The following is a 23,014-nucleotide window of genomic DNA, read 5'->3' as shown; positions in this document are numbered from 1 at the left end:
GCGCGCGTGCGCGCCGTCCCCTGCCCCTTAGCCCTAGCCGCGCCTTTGCGCCCTCCCATGTCCGATATCAGTTGCTTGTACGTCCGGTTACCCAATTGGGTGGGCGATGTCTGCATGAGCCTGCCCAGCCTGCGCACCCTGCAGGCCAGCGGCCTTCCCTTGGTGATCTGCGCACGCCCCTGGGCCCGCGACCTGCTCGATGGCGTGGACAAGCAGGATTTCATTCCGATGCGCGGCAAGGTGGGACCGGACCGGGCGGCGGTCAGCGCGCACCGGCGCGGCCTGGGCGCACAGGGCCGGCGCGCCCGGGGCCTGCTGCTGCCGGACTCCCTGTCCAGCGCGCTGGTGTTCCGGCTGGCCGGCCTGCCGTCGGCGGGCTACCGCGACGACGGCCGCAGCTTCCTGCTGCGCTGGCCGTTCGCCAAACCCGTCCAGCCGCTGCACGCGGTCGAATCCTGGCATCACCTGACCCGCGAAGCCCTGAACCGCTGGGGCCTGCCCGGCGGTCCGGCCAAGCCGGGGCCGACGCTGGATCTGCCCCTGACGGCGGCGCACGAACGCGCGGCCGGCGAGGCGCTGGCCGCGGCCGGGCTGGAAGGCCGGCCGTTTGTCCTGATCGCGCCGACCGCGACCGGCCTGCACAAAGGCAGGATCAAGGTCTGGCCGGGATTCGATACACTCACGCGCGCCCTGCAGGCCCGCGGCCATACCGTGGTAATGTGCCCCCCTCCGGCCGAAACCGACGAAGCCCGCCGCAATGCCCCGACGGCGCAATTGCTGCCCCCGCTGGGACTGGGCGCCTTCGCGGCCTTGACCGCCCGCGCGACGCTGGTGATTTGTAACGATTCCGGCGTGTCGCACGTGGCGGCCGCCGCATCGGCCCGGCAACTCACGCTGTTCGGCGTGACGCAGCCGCAGCGGACCGGTCCCTGGTCCCCCCGCGCCGTCTGCGTCGGAACCGACCACGCGTGGCCATCGCCGGAAGAAGTGGAACGGCAGGCCAACCGCCTGCTGGATGGTACGCAGTAAACAGGATTGTCTTGAAATGACCTTTTCCAGCTATCTCACGAATCTGATCATTCCCTACAACTTGTGCATCACCCTGGTGGTCGTCGGCCTGGTGCTGGGGCTGCTCCGGCTGCGCAAGACGGGCCTCACGCTCGTCGCCGCGGGCCTGCTCTGGGCATTGGCCTGGTCCTTGCCGGTGACGTCGCTGTGGGCCGGCGGCGCGCTGGAAAACCGCTATCCGCACAAGCCCGCCGCCGAGATGCCGACGGCCGACGCGATCGTGGTGCTGGGCGGAAATACCGCGAATGGCCGCGCCAACTGGTTCCTGCCCTATGACAAGGACACGGCCGTGGTGCGGGTGGACGCCGCCGCCGAGCTGTACCTGGCCGGACGCGCGCCCAAGGTGGTGCTGTCGGGCGGCGCGCTGGAAGGCGACGTCAGCGAAGCCCGCGGGATGGCGCATGCGATCCGCCAGCAAGGCGTGCCGGAATCGGCGTTGATCCTGGAAAACGCCAGCCGCACCACTTATGAGAATGCCACGCTGACCGAAGACCAGCTCAAGGCGCGCGGGATCGGCAAGGTCCTGCTCGTGACCTCCGCGCTGCACATGCCCCGCGCCATGGCGGCCTTCTCCAAGCAGGGCGTGGAAGTCATCGCCGCCCCCGCGCCGCCGCAGATCGTGCTGCCAGCGGACGGGTCCCTGCCCTTGTGGCTGCCCGACGAGCGCACGTTCGACGCCAGCCGCTCGATCCTGAAGGAATACGCCGGGCTGTTCGTGTACTGGCTGCGCGGATGGGTCTGAGCCAGGCCGACGCGGCGCTGGACTGCCGGCCGGGATGCGGCGCGTGCTGCATCGCGCCGTCGATCACCCGGCCGATTCCGGGCATGCCGCAGGGCAAGCCTGCCGGCGTGCCCTGTATTCAATTGCTGCCGGACATGCGGTGCGCGATTTTCGGCCACCCTTCCCGTCCGGACTTCTGCGGCGGCTTGCAGCCCCAGCGCGACATGTGCGGGCCGGATCGCGCGCATGCGATCCATTGGCTGGCCGACCTGGAACGGGCGACGGCGCCCGGGCACTGACGCCGCGCCGCCTTCAATTGCGTTCCCGCAGCACCTTTTCGTACAGCGCCTCGTAGCGCGAGGCCACGGTTTCCCAGCTCTGTTCGCGGGCGATCTCCAGCCCGCGCGTCTTGAGCGACGCGCGCAGTTGGGGATCCGACCCCAGGCGTTCCAGCGCCTGCGCCAACTGCGCGCCGTTGCGCGGATCCTGCAGGATGAACGCGTCCTGGCCGTCCGTCAGGTATTGGGCGAACCCGCAGTAGACCGGCGAACTGACGACCACGGGCAGGCCGTGCGACATCGCTTCGAGCGGCGCCATGCCATAGCTGTCGTTCAGCGTCGGGTGCGCGTAGATGTCGGCCGCATCGAAGTATTGCGCCACGTCGGGCGTGGGGTCGATCAGCGTGACGCGACCGGCGACGGGACCCGCGGCGCGGACGCGCTCGCGGGTGGACGCGTCCGCGCCCACGACCAGCAGGGTGTAGTGCGGCGGAAGCTGCGCCAGCGCGTCCAGCAACGCCGGCAGGCCCTTGCGCAAGGGATTGCGCGCCACCAGCAGGCAACCGATGGTGTGGGCGTCCCAGCCGAGCCGCGCGCGCGTCGCGGCCCGCCTGCCGTCCCGGTCAGGGGGAGGCAGTTTGACGCCGGGCGCAATGATGTCGACCTGCAGCTGCTCGCCATAGCTGCGGTGCAACTGGTCCATGATGAGGCCGGACACCGCGACCACGCGCCGCCGGGGCGTCCTGCGGACACGCAGCTTTTCCAGCAGCAGATAGGTGGCCAGCCGCGGGCTGAGCCAGGCGGTCACGCGATGCAGCGGCTTGACGCGGGTGACGCGGTTGTAACGCACGGGCGTGACGTGCATGACCTGGATTTCGCCCGCCCAGCCGTTCATGTGGGAGTGGACGATGTCGAAGCGGCCGCGCGTCAGGCGGTCCGCGCGCCAGGCGAAGTACAGCACCCGCATCCAGCTTGGCAGCCAGCCGGGAAAGCGCACGGGCAGGTATTCAAACGGCAGGTCGCTGTCGAAATCGCGCGCGACGACGGCCACGTCGTGCCGCTTGCCGAGCACCCGCATCAGCTCTACGCCATAGGCCTCCGCGCCCCCGAAACGATTGCCGAAGCGGTCGACCAGCAACGCAATGCGGAGCCTGCGATCACGGGCGCCGGCGGTGGTCTTCATACCGGGTGAGGCACTTCTGGAGGAAGCGGATGATGTTGGTGGAGCGCGCCACCGTCACCCGCGGCAGTCCGAAGGGATCGTCGGACGCCGCCGCCAGTCCGCGCTTGGTCAGCGTGGCGTTGTCGTAGCCGGCTTCGCGCGCCATGGCCTGGTGTTCCGGGCCGTGGTCGCCATAGGGATAACAGAACGCCGTGACGGGCGCGCCCAGCGCCTGCTCCAGCTCCTGGCGGGACTGGACGATCTGGCGCCGCGCTTCGTCGGGCGGCAGTTCAGGCAGGTGGACGTGGTCCAGCGTATGCGACCCGACCTCGTTGCCGGCCTGGGCCCATTCGCGCATTTCCTGCACGCTCATCAGGGGCGAGAAGGGAATGCCTTTCTGCAGGTCCCAGACGTTGCCGCCATCGAACTGGCGCGCAACGAAATAATTGGTGGCGGTGAATCCCAGCTCGCTCAGGACCGGCATCGCGTTGTGATGCACATTGCGGTAGCCGTCGTCGAACGTGATGCCGAACACCTTGCCCTGGCGCTCGCCCCGCACGTAGGGCATGACGTCGCGCATGGACAATCCGCGGTAGCCCAGCCGGCGCATCCAGCGCATCTGGCGCGCGAAGCTGTCGGGGGTCACCGTCAGGCCACGATACGGCGTGCCCTTGGGATTGGGCTCGCCGATCTGGTGGTACATGAGGATTGGGATAGACATAGGAGCGGATTATAGGACTCAGTGTCCGGCCAGCGTTCGTTGGTAGACGTCCAGCGTGGCCGCGGCGAAACGTTCCAGGTTGAAGTCGCGCAGGCTGGTTTCGCGCGCCTTCTGGCCCATCGCCCGCACGGCGTCCGGGTTGTCCAGCATGAAACGCAGTTTCGCGGTCATGGCGGGGACATCCCGCATGGGCACGATCCAGCCGTCCACGCCGTCGGTCACGTTTTCCGGCAGCCCGCCCGCGTTGCTGACCAGCACCGGCAACCCCAGCCCCATCATCTCGCGGCAGGCAAACGACAGCGCCTCGCGGTAGGACAGGACGAAGCCCGCATGGCAGGCCGCCAGCGCCGCCCGCACGTCGTCGAGCAGGCCGGGAAACTTTACCTGGTCGATCATGCCCAGTTCACGCACGCGCGCCAGCTTGGCCTCGGACGGCGGATCGCCCGCGACCATCAGCAAGACGCGTGCCTTGTCGGCGGGCGGCAGCGCCGCCGCGGCGGCCACCAGGTCGAGCCAGCCCTTGTCGTAGTCGGTGCCCCCGGCGCTGCCCAGCAGCAGCTTGCCGCGCCAGTCCGAGCCGAAGAAGATTTCGCGCAGCTTGTCCAGGCTTTCGGGCGGCGGCGGCGCGAAGAAATTCGTGTCGATGCCGTGGCGGATGGTGGTGATGGGTCGCTTGCGGTAAGGCGACTGTTCCATCATGCCGCGGATGTAGTCGCTGACCGCGATCCCGTGGTCGGTCGCCAGCGCCACGCGCAGCTTGTGCCCGAAGCTGGAAAGCGGGTGATCGTTGTGCTTGGTGAACACGATGCGCGGCCGGCGCGCCATGCCCAGGGTGGCCAGCATGACCTGCTTGTGGTCGGCCGAGCCGTTGGCGTGGATGATGTCGAACTTGCCGTCCACGATCAGGCGGCGCAGCCGCGCGCGGTCCTGGAACCAGGACGACGGGCGCGTCGTGTAGCGCATGTCCACCACCGTCACGCCGGGAATGGCCTTGGCATAGCGATGCAGGCGGCTGGTGCCGGGCGCCGCCACGGTGACCTGGTGATCCCGGGCCAGCGCCTTGGCCAGGTTGATGATGTACGTGACGTGCCCCCCACCGTTGCCGGTGTGGAAGTTCGTATAGAGGATCTTCACTTTTTGTTTTCCGCCAGGAACATCAGCTTCGAGTAGCGGAAGAAGCTGCCGGCTGCCGCCGTCACCGCCAGGACGAGCCCATGGCGCCCGTCGAGGAAACCGCGCCGGATCAGGTAGATGCGCACGAAGGTCCAGAACCCGTGGCCCAGCGCCCCGAAGACCGAGGTGCGCTTGCCCTTGGCGTACATCATGGCCGCGGCGTCGGAGGAATAGCGGTTGACCTTGTTGATCAGCGCGTCCAGGTTGTCGTAGGGGTAATGGTGGAAATAGCCGCGCAGTTGCAACGCCCGGCCGCTGGCCGGCACGACGCGTTCATGCACGGCGGCGTCGGTGAAGCGCGCCGTGCCGCGCTTGAAGAGGCGCAGCACGTAGTCGGGCCACCAGCCGCTGTGCCGGATGTCGCGGCCGCAGAAGTTGGACAGCCGGGCGATTTCATAGGCGTCGGCCTGCGGGGCGCGCAGCACTTCCTGGATTTCCTGGGCCAGTTCGGGCGTGACGCGCTCGTCCGCATCGATCGACAGGACCCAGTCGCCGGTCGCCAGGTCCAGCGCGCGGTTTTTCTGGGGGCCGAAGCCCGGCCAGTCGGCGGTCACCTCGACCCGGGCGCCGAGGGCCTGCGCCAGCTCCACGGTGCCGTCGGTGCTGCCCGAATCGACCACGATGAATTCGTCGGCGAAGGACACGGATTTGAGGCAGGCCGCGATGTTCGCGGCCTCGTTCTTGGTGATGATGATGACTGATAACTTCATCCGCGATTCCTAAGACGCTTTTTCCAGGCCTTCCAGGCGTGATAGCGCGGGCCCCAGAACGGGTCGCGCGACAGCCAGATCCGGCGGTTCAGCCAGGATCCGCCCTGATTGCGCACCGCGAAGCGATAGATGTGTCCGGGATCGGCGCCCGGGGTGTTCTGGCCGAAAGGGTCGGTAGTGTACAAGTGCCGGAAACCGGCCTGCCGGGCGGCCGCCACGTAGTCCGCGTCGAAATATCCCTGGGGCCAGCAGAGGTGGTCGCTGACCGCGCCCAGCCGGCGCACCAGCGCGTCGCGCGAATCCTGCAGGTCCTGCGCGATGCGCTCGCGCTTGGCGTTCACGTCCGCGCCGCAGACCTTGTCCCAGCGCGTATGCGTGTTCGTATGGGAATGGAATTCGAAGGTGCCGGCGGCCTGCATCGCCTCGATTTCGCTCCAGCGCAGCATGGCCTCGTCGGCGCGGCCTGCGGCCACGAGTTCCTTGCAGGCGTTGTGGTCGGGCGTGGCGGGCAGCGGTCCCGCCTGCCCCGCGTGCGGCCGCACGGGACCGTCGCCGATCCAGCCGGTGATGGTGAACAGCACCGCGCGCATGCCGTGCCGCGCCAGGACGGGGTGCGCATGCACCCAGTTGTTCAGGTAGCCGTCGTCGAACGTGATGAGCACCGACCGCTCCGGCACGCTGCCGCCCGCCAGGTAGGCGGCAAACTGCGCGGCGGTCAGCGACTGGTAGCCGGCGCGGGCCAGGCGCGCCACCTGGGTCTCGAAGACGTCGGGCGTGGCGGCGATCATGCCGCCGGCCGGCGTGACGTGGTGATACATCAGCACCGGGACGTTGGGCGCGTTCATGGGCGGCGCTCCGCCAGCCAGCGCGTGTAGATGGCTTCGGTGGTTTCCGCGAGGCGCGCGGGTGAGAACACCCCTTCTTCCCAGACCATCTTGCGGCCGGCCTCGCCCATGGTCCGGCGCAGCGCCGGATCGTCGATCAGGCGTTCGAGCGCCGCGGTCAGCGCCGCCGGGTCCTTGGGCGGGACCAGGATGCCGGTCACGCCGTCGCGGAACATCTCGGACACGCCGCCGACATTGGTGCCCACCACCGGCAGGCCGCTGGCCTGCGCCTCGACATAGACCGTGCCCGACGCTTCCTGCTGCGTGGCCAGCGCGAAAAAGTCGAACCCCGCCAGCAGGTTGGGCACGTCGCGCCGCGTGCCCATCAGGTGGATGCGGTCTTGCAGGCCGCGCTGGGCCACGTAGGCCTGGGTCTGCTCGAAGACCGGCGAGCCGGCGCCGACGAACACCAGGTGCAGCTTCGGGCGCACGGCCATGAGTGGCGCGATGGCGTCGATCAGGTCCTTGTGCCCCTTGGTGGCGCGCATGACGGCCACGCAGCCCACGACGATGTCGTCGTCGGCGAGACCCAGCTCGCCGCGCAAGGTGGAGTGCTCGACCGGCGCGGGCAGCACAATGGGCGAATACACGGTCGCGACCTTGTCCGCCGCCACGCCGCGGCTGATGAGGTAATGGCGCACGTGGTCGCTGACGGTGGTGACGCGGTGCGGCAGGATGGTGTAGGACCACATCGACCCGACCTTGTTGGACAGGTGGCGGGTACGGACGATCAGCGGCGTGCCGGCGATGCGCCCGGCCAGTGCCGCGATCACCGTGTCGCGGCGGCTGTGGGTATTGAGCACGTCGAAACGGCCAGCCTTCAGGATGCGGCGCACGGCGGCCACGCCCTTCACGTAGTTCACGGGTCCCGCCATGTCGACGGCATGCACGGTGAAGCCCGCATCGCGCAGGCGTTCCGTCAGTTGCGCGTGCGGCTGGCATATCGCTTCGACATGGTGCCCGCGCGCGCGCATGGCATGCATTTCCTTGAAGATGCGTCCTTCCTGTCCGCCAAAGCTGGTGGCGGCCTCCGAATGCACGATACGCAGGGGGGGCATCATCAGTAAGTGACCTCCACGCCGTCCGGCTTGGTCCAGTCGTTCAGGTTGGCAAGCAGCGTGTCGGCCATACGCACGCGCCATTCTTCCCCGAGCCTGACCGTGCACAGGAAATTGTTCTTGGTATAGACGATGTCGACGGGCACGCCCGCAATGCCGTTCTCGGGTTCGGCGCGGAACGGATTGAGCATCTGGCGCAGCCGGGCCGCGTCGGCGGTGCCGTTGAGCTTGACGCGCAGGGACTTGGCGCGCGCCTCGCGCGCCAGCTGCAGGTCGTAGAGCTGTTCGGCGACGATGCGCATGCCGCCGGAATAATCGTCGTTGCTGACCTTGCCCTGCACGATGACGAGCTGGTCCTCGCGCAGGCGGTTGCGGTGTTTTTCGTAGAGATCGTTGAAGACCGAGATCTCGACCTGCGCCGTGCCGTCGTCCAGCACCGCGAAGACCATCTTGCCGCGGCGGGTCATCATGACGCGCACGCTGGCCAGCACCCCGCACATCCATTGCAGGTCGCGCTGCGGCTCCACGCGCGCAAGCTGCATCGGCACGATGCGCCGCACCTCGTCGCGCCAGGCGTCAAAGAGGTGGCCGCTGTAGTAATAGCCGAGCGCGGACTTTTCTTCCGTCAGCTTCTTGTGCAGGTCCCAGGGCGCGACCTTGGCCAGCTCGCCGGCCACCACGTCGCCACTGTCGTCGCCGAACAGCGAAGCCTGGTTGGCGCTGCGGGCAGCCTGTTCGGCGGCTTCCATGGCGGTGGGAACGGAAGCCAGCATGGCGGCGCGGTTGGGTTCGATGGTATCGAACGCGCCGGCCTTGATCAGGGCCTCGATGGTGCGGCGGTTGACGGCCTGCTTGCTGACGCGGCGGCAGAAGTCGAACAGGTTGAGGAACGGGCCGCCCTCTTTGCGCGCGCGCAGGATGTCTTCGACGGCGCCCTGGCCGGTGCCCTTGACGGCGCCCAGGCCGTAGCGCATGGTGCGCGGCGGCTTGCCTTTTTCGGTGTGCTTGTCGGCGACGGGTTCGAAGCGGTAGCCGGAATGGTTGACGTCGGGCGGCAGCACCTCGACGCCGTTGTCCTGGGCGTCGCGGCAGAAAATCTGGACCTTGTCCGTGTCGTCCATGTCGGACGACATGGTGGCGGCCAGGAATTCGGTCGGGTGGTAGGCCTTCAGCCAGGCGGTCTGGTAGGAGATCAGCGCGTACGCGGCCGAGTGCGACTTGTTGAAGCCATAGCCCGCGAACTTCTCCATCAGGTCGAACAGCTTGACCGCCAGGTCCGGGTCATGGCCTTTTTCCTTGGCGCCCTGCTCGAACAGCTCGCGGTGCTTGGCCATTTCCTCGGGCTTTTTCTTGCCCATGGCGCGGCGCAGCAGGTCGGCGCCGCCCAGCGAGTATCCCCCGATGATCTGGGAGATCAGCATCACCTGTTCCTGGTAGACGATGACCCCGTAGGTGCTCTTGAGGGTGGCTTCCAGGTCCGGGTGGAAGTAGTCCACCGCCGCGCGACCGTGCTTGCGGTTGACGAAGTCGTCCACCATGCCCGATTCCAGCGGCCCCGGACGATACAGGGCCAGCATGGCGATGATGTCTTCGAACGTGTTGGGCCGCAGCTTCTTGAGCAGCTCTTTCATGCCGCGCGATTCCAGCTGGAACACGGCGGTGGTGTTGGCGTCGCACAGGATCTTGTAGGCCGCCGGATCGTCCAGGGCCAGCGCCATGACGTCGAAGTCGCGCTTGTCCGCGTTGAACTGGCGCACGTAGCGCACGGCCCAATCCAGGATGGTCAGGTTGCGCAGGCCCAGGAAGTCGAACTTCACCAGGCCGGCGGCTTCGACGTCGTCCTTGTCGAACTGCGAGACCGCGCTGTTCTCCTGCCCCGGCTGGCAATACAGCGGGCAGAAGTCGGTGAGCTTGCCGGGCGCGATCAGCACCCCGCCCGCGTGCATGCCGATGTTGCGGGTCAGGCCCTCGAGCGGCTTGGCCAGGTCGACCAGCGAACGGACCTCTTCTTCCTGTTCGTAGCGATCCTTGAAGGCGGGCTCGTCCTTGAGCGTGCGCTCCAGCGTCCAGGGATCCATCGGGTTGAACGGGATCAGCTTGGAGAGGCCATCGCAGAACATGTAGGGCATGTCCAGCACGCGGCCGGCGTCGCGCACCACGGCCTTGGCGCCCAGCGTGCCGAAGGTGGCGATCTGGCTCACGGCCGCGCGGCCGTATTTTTCCTTGACGTAGTCGATGACCCGTTCGCGGTTGTCCTGGCAGAAGTCGATATCGAAGTCGGGCATGGAGACCCGCTCGGGATTCAGGAATCGCTCGAACAGCAGGTCATAGCGGATGGGATCGAGGTCGGTGATGCCCAGCGCGTAGGCCACCAGCGACCCGGCGCCCGAACCGCGGCCCGGTCCCACCGGCACGCCGTTGTTCTTGCCCCAGTTGATGAAGTCCTGCACGATCAGGAAGTAACCGGGAAAGCCCATCTGGATGATGGTCTTGCACTCCCAGCGCAGGCGGTCGTAATACTGCTCGCGCTTGGACTCGCGCTCGGCCGGGTCCGGGAACAGGAACTCCATGCGCTTTTCCAGGCCCTGTTCGGACAACTGGACGAGGTAATCGTCCAGCGTCACGCCGTCGGGCGTGGGGAAGTTGGGCAGGCGCGGCTTGCCCAGCACCAGGCTCAGGTTGCAGCGCTTGGCGATTTCGACCGTGTTGGCCAGGGCCGAGGGCACGTCGGCGAACCGGCGCGCCATTTCCTCGGAGCTGAGCAGGTACTGTTCCTTGGAGAACCGGCGCACGCGGCGCGGGTTGGCCAGGATTTCGCCTTCGGCGATGCAAACGCGGGCCTCGTGGGCCTGGAATTCGAATTCGTCCAGGAACTGCACGGGATGGGTCGCGACCACCGGCAGGCCGGCCTCGGCAGCCAGCCGCATGGCGGCCTGGCAGTAGCCTTCGTCGCCGTCCATGCCGGCGCGCTGCAGTTCGATGTAGTAGCTGCCCGGAAACACATGGGCCCACTGGCGGGCCAGCGCCAGCGCCGACACGGCATTGCCGGCTTCCAGCGCCTGCCCCACGTCCCCGCCCCGGCCGCCGGACAGCGCGATCAGGCCAGCCTGCCCCTGCAGCCATTCGCGGCGGATTTCCGCCCGGCCCTTGCCCTGGTTCGTCAGGAAGGCCTTGGACAGCAGTTCACAGAGGTTCAGATAGCCCTGATGGTTGCGCACGAGCAACAACAGGCGGAAGGGCTTGGCGGGATCTTCGTCGTTGGAGATCCAGACGTCGCAGCCCGCGATGGGTTTGACGCCCGCGCCGCGCGCGCCCTTGTAGAATTTGATCAGGCCGAACAGGTTGGACAGGTCGGTCAGCGCGACGGCGGGCTGCCCCAGCTTGGCCACGCGCTTGATGAGATCGGGAATACGCACCGTGCCATCCACGACCGAGAACTCGGAGTGGACGCGCAGGTGGACAAAGGGGGTCGGGGTCGTTACGGCTTCGGACATAGCGGAATTGTACCCAGCGCCCCGGTCCGGCGGGAGGCCGCCAAGGGGCTTGTGGGACAATACCGGGGTTTTCGCACCACCCGTAGCAATACGAGATATACCTATGAAATGGTTAGTACCCGGGATCTGGCTTGCCGCCATCCTGTTTGCGCACTTCCGCGGCCGCGTCAAACTGCCATTGGGACGCCAACTGCTGGATCATTCCGTACTGCTGGCCCCGATCAATGCCTTCATGGTGTTGGCCTCCCGGGTGCCGACCACCCCCTACCTGACGACCAGCGAGATCGCCGAACTGAAGGTGCTGGACGACAACTGGGAGACGATACGCGAAGAAGCCATAAAAATGGCCGAGCTTCGCCGGATCAAGGCGGCCGAAGCCCACAACGACATTGGCTTCAACTCTTTCTTCAAGTACGGTTGGAAGCGGTTCTACCTGAAGTGGTATGACGCCCGCCACCCCTCGGCCGAAGAGCTCTGCCCCAAGACCGTCGCCATCCTGAAGGGCCTGCCCAAGGTCAAGGCCGCGATGTTTGCCGAGCTGCCCCCGGGCGGCCAACTGAACCCGCACCGCGACCCGTTCGCCGGATCGCTGCGCTACCACCTGGGCCTGGCCACGCCGAACGACGACGGCTGCCACATCATCGTGGACGGCGAGCATTACAGCTGGCGCGACGGCGAAAGCGTGGTGTTCGACGAAACCTACGTGCACGAGGCCTACAACAAGACAGGCGAGAACCGGATCATCCTGTTCTGCGACATCGAGCGCCCGCTCAAGTGGCGCTGGGCCGAAGCCTTCAACCGCTGGTTCGGCCGCAAGGTCATGTCCGCCGCCAGTTCGCCCAACGACGGCGGCGACCAGACCGGCGCCATCAACCGGCTGACCCATGCGCACTGGGTGATCGACCAGAAGCGCAAGGCCTTCAAGAACTGGAACCGCACGGCGTACAAGGCCACCAAGTACGGCCTGATCCTGCTGGTGATCGCCGGGTTCCTGGCCCTGTAAGCCAGCCAGATAGAACAAGGGCCGCAAGCGTCAAGCGTTGCGGCCCTTTTTTCATGCGGCGCCGGCTAGCGCTGCAGGGATTCCCAGCTTTTCATCAGGCGCTTGACCGACACGGGCATGGGCGTGCGCAGCTCCTGCGCGAAGAGCGCCACCCGCAGCTCCTCAAGCAACCAGCGGAACTCGTCCAGCCGGGGGTCGGGCGCCCCTTTCAGCGCCGCCCTCGCCCGCTGGTATTGCGTGACCAGCGGCGCCATCTCCGCCACCAGCTTCGCATCGCGCGCCGGATCGGCGCGCAGCTTGTCGATGCGCGCCACCGCCGCCTTCAGATACCGCGGGAAATGCGAGAGTTGCGCATAGGGCGTGTCGCGGATGAACCACTTTGGCATCAGCGCGCCCAGTTGCTGCTGCAGGTCCGCGTAGGCGGCCGCATGCGGCTTGGCCTGCGGCAGCTTGCGCTGCAGGGCGGCGTACTCGGTCAGCACCGCGCCGGCCAGCCGCGCGACTTCCTGCGCCAGCAGGCCCAGCCGCCCCTTGCCCTCGGCGCGGCGCGCTTCGAACTGCTGCTCGTTGACCGGCCACGGTTCGGCCAGGCAGGCCTGGCCCAGCGCGCAGTCGATGATCTGGTCGCGCAGTTCTTCCTGCGTGCCCAGCGTCATGTAGAGCATGCTGATCTTCGTCAGGTCCGTCAGGTTCTTTTCCAGGAACTTCACCTGCTCGCGCAGGCCCAGCCGGAACAGCTTCAGGAGACCCGCGCGATGATGCTTGCGGGCCTCGTCGGGATCGTCGAAAACGTCCAGGTCGCAATGCGCGCCCCGGTCCACCAGCGCCGGATAGCCGATGACGGACTGGCCGCGCCGCTTGATCTCCATGATCTCGGGCAAGGGGCCGAACGACCAGGAGGTCAGGTTTTCGTGCGCCAGCGCCTGCGCGACCTGCGTGTCGCTGGCGGCCAGTTGCTGGAACGTGGCCTGGGCCTGCTTGCCGAATTCGGCGCGCAGCTGCGCCAGGTTGCGTCCGGCGGCCAGCATGCGGCCGTGCTCGTCCACGACGCGGAAGTTCATGAACAGATGCGCCGGCAGGGTCTCCAGCTTGAAGTCGCCCACCGCCGGACGCACCTGCACCTGGTCCCACATGTCGGCGATGATGGCGTCCACCAGGCCCTGCTGCGGATCGGCCAGGCGGTCGAACCAGCGGTCGTAGAAACCGGCCGCATAGTCCGGCAGCGGCACGCAATGGCGGCGCAGTTTCTGCGGCAGCGACTTGAGCAGCAGATGCACCTTTTCCTTCAGCATGCCGGGCACCAGCCACTCGCAGCGCGCCGGATCGATCTGGTTCAGCGCGAAGAGCGGCACCGACAAGGTCACGCCGTCGCGCGGGGAACCCGGCTCGAAGTGGTAATCCAGCGCCATCGACACGCCCTGCCACTCGACCTTCTTGGGAAAGACATCGGTCGTGACGCCGGCCGCCTCGTGGCGCATCAGTTCGTCGCGGGTCAGCATCAGCTTGGCGGCCGATGCCTTGTCCAGGCCGCCCACCCACTTTTCCAGTGTCGCGGTCTGCGAGATGTCGGCGGGAAGCTGGCGGTCGTAGAACGCGTAGATCAGCTCATCGTCCACCAGGATGTCAGGCCGGCGCGTCTGGTGTTCCAGCTTTTCGATGCCGGCGATGAGCTTGCGGTTGTGCGCCACGAACGGCAGGCGCGTGTCGATTTCGCCGGGCACCAGCGCCTGGCGGATGAAGAGTTCGCGGGCATGCGTGGGATTTACGCGGCCGTAATGCACGCGCCGGCCGGTGTAGATGGCCAGCCCGTAGAGCGTGGCGCGCTCGTTGGCCACGACCTGCCCGGCCTTCTTCTCCCAGCGCGGGTCGGACCAGTTCTTGCGGATGAGATGCGCGCCCACTTTTTCGAGCCACACCGGGTCGATGCGCGCCACGCAGCGCGCGTACAGGCGGGTGGTCTCGACCAGCTCGGCCGCCATGATCCAGCGGCCGGCTTTCTTCACCAGGCGCGAACCCGGATGGATGTGGAAGCGAATCTCGCGCGCGCCCTGGTACATGCCGCCTTCTTCACTCTTGAAGCCGATGTTGCCCAATAGGCCGGACAAGAGCGCCATATGGAGCTGTTCGTAGGTGGCTTCAGTCTGGTTGACGCGCCAGCCCTGCTCGCCCACCAGCGCCGCAAGCTGGGTGTGCACGTCATGCCATTCGCGCAGGCGGACCGGCGACAGGAAGTTCTGGCGCAACAGGCCCACCAGCTTGCGTTGCGACGCCTTGTGCTGCACCTGCTCGCCGTACCAGCGCCACAGTTTCAGGAAAGAGATGAACTCGGACTTGTCGTCGCCGAACTTGGCGTGCGCCGCTTCGGCGGCCTCGCGCTCCTGCATGGGCCGGTCGCGCGGGTCCTGCACCGACAGCGCCGAGGCGATGATCAGCATTTCGGCCAGGCACTGGTGCTCGCGCGCGGCCAGGATCATCCGGCCGATGCGCGGGTCCACGGGCAGCTTGGCCAGCTCGACGCCGGTGCGGGTCAGGACGAAGGCCGCGCCGGTGCGTCCGGCGTCCGCGTCGTCATCGGCCGCCGAGGCCAGCTCGATGGCGCCCAGTTCCTGCAGCAGGTGGTAGCCGTCGGCCACCGCCCGCCCCGGCGGGGCCTCGACGAAGGGAAATTGCTCGATGTCGTCAAGCTTGAGCGACTTCATCCGCAGGATGACCGAGGCCAGCGACGAACGCAGCACTTCCGGATCCGTGAACGGCGCCCGGTTGTTGAAATCCAGCTCGTCATAGAGCCGGATGCAGACCCCGGGCCCCACCCGGCCGCAGCGGCCGGCGCGCTGGTTGGCCGAGGCGCGGCTGATGGGCTCGATGCGCAGTTGCTCGACCTTGTTGCGCCATGAATACCGCTTGATGCGGGCCAGGCCGCTGTCGACGACGAAGCGGATGCCGGGCACGGTCAGCGAGGTTTCCGCCACGTTGGTGGCCAGCACGATGCGCCGCGCGTTGCCGCGCGGGCGGAAGATCTGTTCCTGTTCGGCCTGCGACAGGCGCGCAAAGAGCGGCAGCACCTCGGTGCCGGCCGGATGCCGCTTGCGCAGGGCTTCGGCGGATTCGCGGATTTCCCGCTCGCCGGGCAGGAACACCAGCACGTCGCCGGGGCCGTGGCGGGCGCACTCGTCGACGGCGTCGACGATGGCGTCGATCAGGTCGCGCTCTTCGTCGCCGGACATGCGCTCGCGGTCGCGGCCGGGTTTGCTGGCCTGCGGCGCGTTCTCGTCCGCGGCCGGCTCTTCGCGCACGGGCCGGTAGCGCACCTCCACCGGATACAGGCGGCCGGAGACTTCGATGACCGGCGCGGGCTTGTCCTCGGACGCGGCGAAGTGCTTGGCGAAGCGTTCGGCGTCGATGGTGGCCGACGTGATGATGAGTTTCAGGTCCGGGCGGCGCGGCAGCAGCTGCTTCAGATAGCCCAGCAGGAAGTCGATGTTCAGGCTGCGTTCGTGCGCCTCGTCGATGATGAGGGTGTCGTAGCGGCGCAGCAGCGGATCGCGTTGCGACTCGGCCAGCAGGATGCCGTCCGTCATCAGCTTGATCGACGCGTTGGGGCCCGTGCGGTCGTTGAACCGCACCTGGTAGCCGACGACTTCGCCCATGGGCGTGTTCAGTTCCTCGGCGATGCGCTTGGCCACCGAGGTCGCCGCCAGGCGGCGCGGCTGGGTATGGCCGATCATCTTCTGGCGGCCGCGGCCCAGCTCCAGGCAGATTTTCGGAAGCTGGGTGGTCTTGCCCGAGCCGGTTTCGCCGCTGACGATCACGACCTGATGGCCGGCGATCGCGCGCGCGATCTCCTGCCGCCGTGCGCTGACGGGCAGGTCTTCGGGGTAGGTGACGGCCGGAATGGGCCGTTCGGGCCGTTCCGGACGTTCGGGACGGGGTGCGGCGGGGCGGCCTTCGGGCCGGGCCCGGGGCGCTTCCCGCGGGGCTTCCCGGGGTCCTTCCTGGGCATTTTCCCGGGCTGCTTTGCGGGATGCTTCCCGGTCACTGGCGCGCGGCGCCGGAGGTTTCGGCGCCCGCGGGCTGGAGGATTCAGGCATGTAGGATTTATCCGATTAGCCCGCCATTATAAATTTCCGGCGGACTTCACGCGCACAGCCCCGGCCTGCGCGCCCCCCAGCTGCTTCGCGCCCCTACAGCAGCTTGCCCGGATTCATCAGTTGATTCGGGTCCAGCGCCCGCTTGATCATCAGCATCAGGTCCATTTCCACGGGCGACTTGTAGCGCCGCAGTTCATCGCGCCGCAGTTGGCCGACGCCATGCTCGGCGCTGATGCTGCCCCCGCGCTGCGCGACCAGGTCATGCACGCGGCGGTTCAGCGCCGCCGTGAGGCGGGCGTATTCCGCGGGCGTCACGTCGGGCGGCAGCAGCACGTTGTAGTGCAGGTTGCCGTCGCCGATGTGGCCGAAGTTCACGATGGGCAGGCCGGGGAATTCGGAGACCAGCGCCAGGTCCGCCTCTTCGACGAACGCCGCGAGGCGGGAGATGGGCAGCGCGATGTCGTGCTTGACCGCCTTGCCCGCGCGCACCTGCGCCTGCGAGATCCCCTCGCGCAGGCGCCACAAGGCCTGCACCTGCGTGTCGTTCATGGCAAAGGCGCAGTCCTGGATCACCCCCGCTTCCAGCGCCGCGCCCAGTGCTTTTTCCAGGGCCGCGGACAGGCCCGAGGGCTCGGTGTCCGACAGTTCCAGCAAGGCATGATAGGCATGGCGGCCGGCGAGCGGGCTGGCCGCGCCGCTGACGTGCGCCACCACCAGATCGAGGCAGCGCGCGGACATCATCTCGAAAGCCGTCAGGCGGTCGCCGCAGACGGCCTGCAGGCGGCTGAGCAGGTCCACCACCTGGGCGGGGGTGTCTGCGCCCACCCAGGCCGCGACGCGGCCCGCCGGCGCCGGATACAGCTTGAGGACCGCGCCCGTGATGATGCCCAGCGTGCCCTCCGAGCCGATGAACAGGCTTTTCAGGTCGTAGCCGGTGTTGTCCTTGCGCAGGCCGCGCAGGCCATTCCAGACGCGGCCGTCCGGCAGCACCACTTCCAGGCCCAGCGCCAGATCGCGCGTGTTGCCGTAGCGCAGCACCGCGGTCCCGCCGGCATTGGTGGCCAGGTTGCCACCGATGGTGCAAGTGCCCTCGGCGCCCAGGCTCAAGGGGAAAAAGCGGCCCACGTCGCGCGCCGCGGCCTGCACGTCGGCCAGCAGTACGCCGGCGTCGGCGCACAGCGTGTTGTTGACCGGATCGACTTCGCGGATGCGTTTCATGCGGTTCAGGCTGAGGATCACCTGCGCGCCGCTGCCGTCCGGCGTGGCGCCGCCGCTCATGCCCGTGTTGCCGCCCTGCGGCACGACCGGCGTGCGCGTCTGGTGGCACAGCCGCATGACCGCCGACACTTCGGTGGCATTGCGCGGCCGCACCACGACGGGGGTGCTGCCCTGCCATTTGCCCAGCCAGTCGCGCACGTAGGGCGCCTGGCCTTCGGCATCCAGCACCAGTCCGCCGTCGCCGACCAGGTGCGACAGCCGCTCGATCAGTTCATGGTTGCGCATGGGGACCTCAGGCGCCGTGCCAGTTGAGCCGGATGCGGCCGATCGCCATCGCCGCGGCGGCCTGGGTCGGCTCGACCACGGGCAGGCCCAGCTCGCCCTGCAGCCAGCCCCGGTAGGCGGCCATGCCGGCGCAGCCCAGCACCAGCACATCGGCCTGGTGCTCGTCGCGCAGCCGCTTGCCGACCTGCAGCAGGCGCTCGCGCGTGCGGGCGGCGTCGGACAGCTCCACCACGCCCAGGTCCAGGGGCAGCTCGGCCGCCACGCGGCCGGCCAGGCCGATCGCGCCGAACATCCGTCCGTGGCGTGGCAGCGACTGGCGCAGGATCGCGATCACGCCCACGCGCTGGCCCAGCGTCAGGGCGGTGAGCATCCCGCATTCGCTGATGCCCAGCACCGGCTTGGGGGTGGCTTCGCGCACCGCGTGCAGGCCCGGATCGCTGAAGCAGGCGATGACGTAGCCCGCGGCGGCGGCGCCATGCTCGGCGTCCAGCCTGCGCACCAGGCTGGCCAGCGGCAGGGTCACGCTTTCGACGTCGAGCTGGGTCTGCACCCCGGCCGGCCCTTCGGCCAGCGTCAGGCATTGGATGCGGGGGCCGCCGGCCATGCGCAACGGCTCGAGCGCGGCGTCGAACGCGTCCGTCACGGCCTGGGTGGAATTGGGATTGATCACGAAAAGGGTCTGTTCCATTCGTCCGTCCTGGAGGTGGCGACGCCGACGCCGCGCAGGAGCGCGGCCCGGGGCAAGGTACGGCGCCAGTCTAGCCGCCAGCGGCCTGAGCATACATTGTCAATTTGTGCGCTGCCCTTAACCCTTTGTTATGCTCTTCGCGTCAATTCGGAGCGGGCGCGATGCAACTGAATCTGCGGCAAATCGAAGTCTTCCGGGCGGTCATGACCACGGGTTCGATCAGCGGGGCGGCCAAGCTGCTCTTCGTCTCCCAGCCCGCGGTCAGCCGCCTCCTGTCCCACACCGAGCAGCGCCTGGGTTTTGCGCTGTTCGAGCGCATCAAGGGCCGGCTCTACCCCACGCCCGAGTCCCGCCAGCTGTTTCGCGAGGTCGAGGCCGTCTATGCCGGCGTGCGGCGCGTGGGCGAACTGGCCGCCGAACTCTCCGAGCGCCGCAGCGGCATCCTGCACCTGGTGTCCAGCCCCAGCATCGGCCACATGCTGGTTCCGCTGACGATCGCGCGCTTCCGGGAATCGCACCCCGACGTCAAGATCACCTTCCAGCCGCTGACCCAGCAGCCCCTGACGCAGATGCTGCTGGACAACCGCGCCGAACTGGGCGTGGTGATCCTGCCGGTCCAGCACCCCAACCTGCTGACCCAGCCCATCGGGCAGGCGCGGCTGGTGTGCATCTGCCCCTACAACCATCCGCTCGCCCATCGCTCGCTGCTGTCGATCAACGATCTGCTGCCCTACCCGCTGATTTCGTACGGCGGCGACACGCCGTTCGGCATGCTGGTCGAGCAGATGTACCAGGAGGCCGGACAGACCCGGCGGCTGGCGGTGGAAGTGAGTTCGCCGCAGAACGCGTGCTCGCTGGTGCAGGCCGGCGCGGGCATCGCCATCGTCGACGAATTCTCGGTCAAGAGCCGCACGCAGGGCGACTTCGTGGTGCGCCCCATCGACCAGGCCAAGATCCTCACCGCGAGCCTGGTGCAGTCGCGATTCGAGCCCTTGTCGCAGCTTGCGCAAGCCTTCGTGGACGTGCTGCGCCACACGCTGCGCGAGCAGGGTTTCGAGCTGTCCGCGCAGGCCCAGGCAAACCCTGCCAAGGGTAAACCTTGACTTAACCGGCTGTTATACCAAGGCAATAAAAAAGCAAGTGGAGTTCTAAAACTTCCGGCTTAGGATGACACCGAAACGTCGTTCCCGATTTCGGTTTTCACGCATCCTGACGGAGAAAAGATGGCAGCCTCCATCGACGCCAAAGGCGTCTTCACCATTTGCCCCACGCCGTTCGACGACGCCCTGCGGGTCGATGCCGACAGCATCCGCACCCTGGTCGATTTTCTGCTTGAGACCGGCGTGACCGGCCTGGCCATCCTGGGCTTTCTGGGCGAGCTGCACAAGCTGTCCAACGCCGAGCGCCGGCTGGTCCTGGAGACCTTCGTCAAGCACACGGACGGACGCGTGCCGGTCTGGGTCGGCGTGCGCGCCCACGGCATCGCCGGCGCCATCGAACAGGCCCGCGAAGCGCAGGAGCTGGGCGCGTCCGCCGTGTTCGCGGCGCCCCTGGACAACGCCGGCGACGCGCTGCTGTTCGACTACTACAAGGCGGTTGCCGAGGCCGTGTCGATTCCGGTCGTGATCCACGATTTCCCGGATTCCTTCGGCACCGAAATCCGCCCCGAAGTGGTCGCCCGGCTAGGGCGCGAAGGCGGCGTGCACATGATCAAGATGGAAGAACCGCCGGTGGGCCAGAAGATCAGCCGCATCCGGGAGCTGGTGCCCGATGCGGACATGGCGATCTTCGGCGGCCTGGGCGGCGTGTACTTCCTGGAAGAACTGCAGCGCGGCGCGGTCGGCACCATGACCGGCTTTGCGTTCCCCGAAATCCTGGTGGCCATCTACGAACGCTACGCCAGCGGCGACCACGCCGGCGCCGCCGCGATCTTCGACCGCTACTGCCCGCTGATCCGCTACGAGTTCCAGCCCAAGATCGGCCTGGCGCTGCGCAAATACATCTACCAGCGCCGCGGCGCCATCAAGAGCCACGCGCTGCGCGCGCCCGGGATGCGCATCGACCCGGTGACCGCGGCCGAACTGGAAGCCACGGTCGCGCGCGTCGGGCTGTCGCTGGCCGCCACCGGCCGCCAACCCGTGCAGGGCTGAGAGGAGCAAGCGCATGGATCTCGGAATCAAAGGCAGGCGCGCGCTGGTGTGCGCATCGAGCAAGGGCCTGGGCTACGCCTGCGCGCTGTCGCTGGCGCGCGAGGGCGTGGAGCTGGTGATGGCGGCGCGCACCGCGGCCACGCTTGACGCGGCGGCGGACGCGATCCGCCGCGAAACCGGCGCCACCGTCGTCACGGTGGCCGCCGACGTCACCACCGAGGCCGGCAGGCAGGCGCTGCTGGCGGCGTGCCCCGAGCCCGACATCCTGGTCACCAACGCCGGCGGACCCAAGCCCGGGGATTTCCGGGAATGGTCGCGCGAGGACTGGATCGCCGCGCTGGACGCCAACATGCTCACGCCGATCGCGCTGATCCGCGCCACGGTGGACGGCATGATCGCGCGCCGCTTCGGCCGCATCGTCAACATCACCTCCGCCGCCGTGAAGATGCCCATCGACATCCTGGGCCTGTCCAATGGCGCGCGCGCCGGGCTGACGGGTTTCGTCGCCGGACTGGCCCGCCAGACGGTGCGCCATGGCGTCACGATCAACAACCTGCTGCCGGGCCCGTTCCTGACCGACCGCCTGCGCCAGACGGCCGAACGCGGCGCGCGCGACAGCGGCAAGACGGTGGATGACGTCCTGGCCGCCCGCCTGGCCGGCATCCCGGCCGGACGCTATGGCGACCCCGCCGAATTCGGCGACGCCTGCGCCTTCCTGTGCGGCGCCCGGGCCGGCTTCATGACCGGGCAGAACCTCGTCCTGGACGGCGGCATCTATCCCGGCACGCTCTGACCCACCTTTTGCGCACCAAACCCATCCCATGACCGATACCGCCGCTTTCGACCTGACGATCCGCAATGGCCGCATCAGCACGGCCACCGACACCTTTTACGCAGACATCGGCGTGCGCGACGGCGTGATCGCCGCGCTGGGCCAGGGCTTGGCGCCCGGCGCGCGGGACATCGACGCGGCGGGGCGATGGGTGCTGCCGGGCGGCATCGACAGCCATTGCCACGTCGAACAGCTCTCCGGCATGGGCATCATGTGCGCGGACGATTTCTACAGCGCCACGGTGTCGGCGGCGTTCGGCGGCACCACCACCATCATTCCGTTCGCGGCCCAGCACCGCGGCAACGCGCTGCCGGAGGTGGTGGCCGACTACGCCCGCCGCGCCGAGGAAAAGGCGGTCATCGACTACGGCTTTCACCTGATCCTGTCGGATCCCACGGAACAGGCGCTCAAGCACGACCTGCCCGAACTCATCAAGAACGGCATCACGTCCTTCAAGGTGTTCATGACCTACGACCGCCTGAAACTGGACGACTACCAGTTGCTGGACGTGCTGGAGGTTGCCGACCGCGAGGGCGCGCTGGTCATGGTGCATGCCGAGAACAACGACATGATCCGCTGGGTGGCGCGGCGCCTGGCCGAACGCGGCATGACGGCGCCCAAGTACCACGCCGTGGCCCACACGCCGCTTGCCGAAAGCGAGGCGACGAATCGCGCCGTGACGCTGGCCCGCCTGATGGACGTGCCGATCCTGATCGTGCACGTGGCCGGGCTGGAAGCGGTGCAGGTGGTGCACTCGTCGCAGGCGCTGGGCCTGCCCATCCACGCCGAAAGCTGCCCGCAGTATCTGTTCCTGACCGCCGAGGACATCGACGCGCCGGGCCTGGAAGGCGCCAAGTTCTGCTGCAGCCCGCCCCCGCGCGACGCCGCCTCGCAAGCGGCCGTCTGGCAAGGGCTGGTCGACGGCACCCTGCAGATCTATTCGTCCGACCACGCGCCTTACCGCTTCGACGCCAGCGGCAAGCTGCCCAAGGGCGACGCGACCACTTTCAAGGACGTGGCCAACGGCGTGCCGGGGCTGGAGGTCCGCATGCCCCTGCTCTTTTCCGAGGGCGTGCTGGGCGGCCGCATGTCGATCGAACGCTTCGTCGCCCTGACCGCCACGAATCACGCCCGCACCTACGGCCTGTACCCGCAGAAAGGAACCATCGCGGTGGGCGCGGACGCCGACATCGCCATCTGGAATCCGGAACGCCAGGTGACGATCTCCGCCGCCATGCTGCACGACAACGTCGGCTACACGCCCTACGAAGGCCGGACCGTGCGCGGCTGGCCGGAAGTGGTCATCAGCCGTGGCCGCATCGCCGTCGAGGACGGGCAATTGCACGTCGCGCGCGGCAGCGGCCGCTTCATCAAGCGCGGCACGCCCGAGCCCGTGCTGCGCCAGCGCCTGACCGGCAACCCGAACGCGCTGGTGCGCAAGTACTTTTCGGCCACCAGCGCCGAGTGAATTTCCGCATGAG

At 68.0% G+C, this 23,014-nt stretch carries 18 protein-coding genes; 8 read left to right on the top strand and 10 right to left on the bottom strand.

Annotated elements, in window-relative coordinates:
* Positions 1–57: 57 nt before the first annotated feature.
* Genes BXA00_RS18025 through BXA00_RS18015 form a run of 3 tightly spaced genes read left to right on the top strand, consistent with a single transcriptional unit; the run spans position 58 to position 2,088 of the window.
* Positions 58–1,029: a glycosyltransferase family 9 protein gene (locus BXA00_RS18025; RefSeq protein ID WP_076519849.1), complete on the top strand. Its 972-nt coding sequence runs from the start codon at positions 58–60 to the stop codon at positions 1,027–1,029.
* A gap of 16 nt (positions 1,030–1,045) precedes the next feature.
* Positions 1,046–1,810, top strand: a complete 765-nt coding sequence (locus BXA00_RS18020; RefSeq protein ID WP_076519848.1) for a YdcF family protein — start codon at positions 1,046–1,048, stop codon at positions 1,808–1,810.
* The gene (locus tag BXA00_RS18015; RefSeq protein WP_076519847.1) at positions 1,801–2,088 is read left to right on the top strand and encodes a YkgJ family cysteine cluster protein; all 288 of its coding nucleotides are present in this window, start codon (positions 1,801–1,803) and stop codon (positions 2,086–2,088) included. Before BXA00_RS18020 ends, BXA00_RS18015 begins: the two co-directional genes overlap by 10 nt.
* A 13-nt stretch (positions 2,089–2,101) precedes the next feature.
* On the opposite strand, the gene BXA00_RS18010 is transcribed toward BXA00_RS18015, so the two are convergent.
* Genes BXA00_RS18010 through dnaE form a run of 7 tightly spaced genes read right to left on the bottom strand, consistent with a single transcriptional unit; the run spans position 2,102 to position 11,269 of the window.
* On the bottom strand, positions 2,102–3,250 hold the full coding sequence (locus BXA00_RS18010) for a glycosyltransferase family 4 protein (protein WP_076519846.1): 1,149 nt from the start codon (positions 3,248–3,250) through the stop codon (positions 2,102–2,104).
* Entirely contained in the window at positions 3,225–3,950 is a 726-nt protein-coding gene (locus BXA00_RS18005) for a polysaccharide deacetylase family protein (RefSeq protein ID WP_156902823.1), read from the bottom strand. Before BXA00_RS18005 ends, BXA00_RS18010 begins: the two co-directional genes overlap by 26 nt.
* 18 nt (positions 3,951–3,968) lie before the next feature.
* The gene (locus BXA00_RS18000) at positions 3,969–5,084 is read right to left on the bottom strand and encodes a glycosyltransferase (RefSeq protein ID WP_076519844.1); all 1,116 of its coding nucleotides are present in this window, start codon (positions 5,082–5,084) and stop codon (positions 3,969–3,971) included.
* The gene (locus tag BXA00_RS17995) at positions 5,081–5,833 is read right to left on the bottom strand and encodes a glycosyltransferase family 2 protein (RefSeq protein ID WP_076519843.1); all 753 of its coding nucleotides are present in this window, start codon (positions 5,831–5,833) and stop codon (positions 5,081–5,083) included. Before BXA00_RS17995 ends, BXA00_RS18000 begins: the two co-directional genes overlap by 4 nt.
* Positions 5,830–6,678 carry a polysaccharide deacetylase family protein gene (locus BXA00_RS17990; RefSeq protein WP_076519842.1) on the bottom strand — a complete coding sequence of 283 codons (849 nt, stop codon included), beginning with the start codon at positions 6,676–6,678 and terminating at the stop codon, positions 5,830–5,832. The genes BXA00_RS17995 and BXA00_RS17990 overlap by 4 nt, the downstream gene beginning before the upstream one ends.
* On the bottom strand, positions 6,675–7,775 hold the full coding sequence (locus BXA00_RS17985; protein ID WP_076521996.1) for a glycosyltransferase family 4 protein: 1,101 nt from the start codon (positions 7,773–7,775) through the stop codon (positions 6,675–6,677). Before BXA00_RS17985 ends, BXA00_RS17990 begins: the two co-directional genes overlap by 4 nt.
* 2 nt (positions 7,776–7,777) lie before the next feature.
* Positions 7,778–11,269: a DNA polymerase III subunit alpha gene (dnaE, locus tag BXA00_RS17980; RefSeq protein WP_076519841.1), complete on the bottom strand. Its 3,492-nt coding sequence runs from the start codon at positions 11,267–11,269 to the stop codon at positions 7,778–7,780.
* 103 nt (positions 11,270–11,372) lie between these two features.
* Between dnaE and lpxO the strand changes: the two genes are divergently transcribed.
* Positions 11,373–12,272 carry a lipid A hydroxylase LpxO gene (gene lpxO, locus BXA00_RS17975; protein WP_076519840.1) on the top strand — a complete coding sequence of 300 codons (900 nt, stop codon included), beginning with the start codon at positions 11,373–11,375 and terminating at the stop codon, positions 12,270–12,272.
* Positions 12,273–12,337: 65 nt separating this feature from the next.
* On the opposite strand, the gene hrpA is transcribed toward lpxO, so the two are convergent.
* From hrpA to BXA00_RS17960, 3 genes are all read right to left on the bottom strand, one after another.
* Positions 12,338–16,360, bottom strand: coding sequence for an ATP-dependent RNA helicase HrpA (gene hrpA / locus BXA00_RS17970; RefSeq protein WP_076519839.1), 4,023 nt, complete (start codon positions 16,358–16,360; stop codon positions 12,338–12,340).
* A gap of 93 nt (positions 16,361–16,453) precedes the next feature.
* Complete coding sequence (locus BXA00_RS17965) at positions 16,454–17,863, bottom strand: FAD-binding oxidoreductase (RefSeq protein ID WP_076519838.1); 1,410 nt, start codon at positions 17,861–17,863, stop codon at positions 16,454–16,456.
* Positions 17,864–17,870: 7 nt separating this feature from the next.
* Positions 17,871–18,551 (bottom strand): aspartate/glutamate racemase family protein, encoded by a 681-nt coding sequence (locus BXA00_RS17960; RefSeq protein WP_076519837.1) that lies wholly within the window; start codon positions 18,549–18,551, stop codon positions 17,871–17,873.
* A 161-nt stretch (positions 18,552–18,712) separates the two neighbouring features.
* Between BXA00_RS17960 and BXA00_RS17955 the strand changes: the two genes are divergently transcribed.
* The 4 genes from BXA00_RS17955 to hydA all read left to right on the top strand — a co-directional run bounded on the left by BXA00_RS17955 (position 18,713) and on the right by hydA (position 23,001).
* Positions 18,713–19,654 (top strand): LysR substrate-binding domain-containing protein, encoded by a 942-nt coding sequence (locus tag BXA00_RS17955; RefSeq protein ID WP_076519836.1) that lies wholly within the window; start codon positions 18,713–18,715, stop codon positions 19,652–19,654.
* A 120-nt stretch (positions 19,655–19,774) separates the two neighbouring features.
* A complete protein-coding gene (locus tag BXA00_RS17950) occupies positions 19,775–20,701 on the top strand; it encodes a dihydrodipicolinate synthase family protein (protein WP_076519835.1) in 927 nt (308 codons plus the stop codon).
* A 13-nt stretch (positions 20,702–20,714) separates the two neighbouring features.
* Entirely contained in the window at positions 20,715–21,494 is a 780-nt protein-coding gene (locus BXA00_RS17945; RefSeq protein ID WP_076519834.1) for an SDR family oxidoreductase, read from the top strand.
* Positions 21,495–21,522: 28 nt separating this feature from the next.
* Positions 21,523–23,001 carry a dihydropyrimidinase gene (hydA, locus tag BXA00_RS17940; RefSeq protein ID WP_076519833.1) on the top strand — a complete coding sequence of 493 codons (1,479 nt, stop codon included), beginning with the start codon at positions 21,523–21,525 and terminating at the stop codon, positions 22,999–23,001.
* Positions 23,002–23,014: the final 13 nt, after the last annotated feature.

The sequence above is a fragment of the Achromobacter sp. MFA1 R4 genome (assembly GCF_900156745.1).
Lineage (GTDB): Bacteria > Pseudomonadota > Gammaproteobacteria > Burkholderiales > Burkholderiaceae_B > Achromobacter.
Note: the sequence above shows the minus strand (reverse complement) of the source record. Positions and strands in the feature narration are given on the sequence as shown.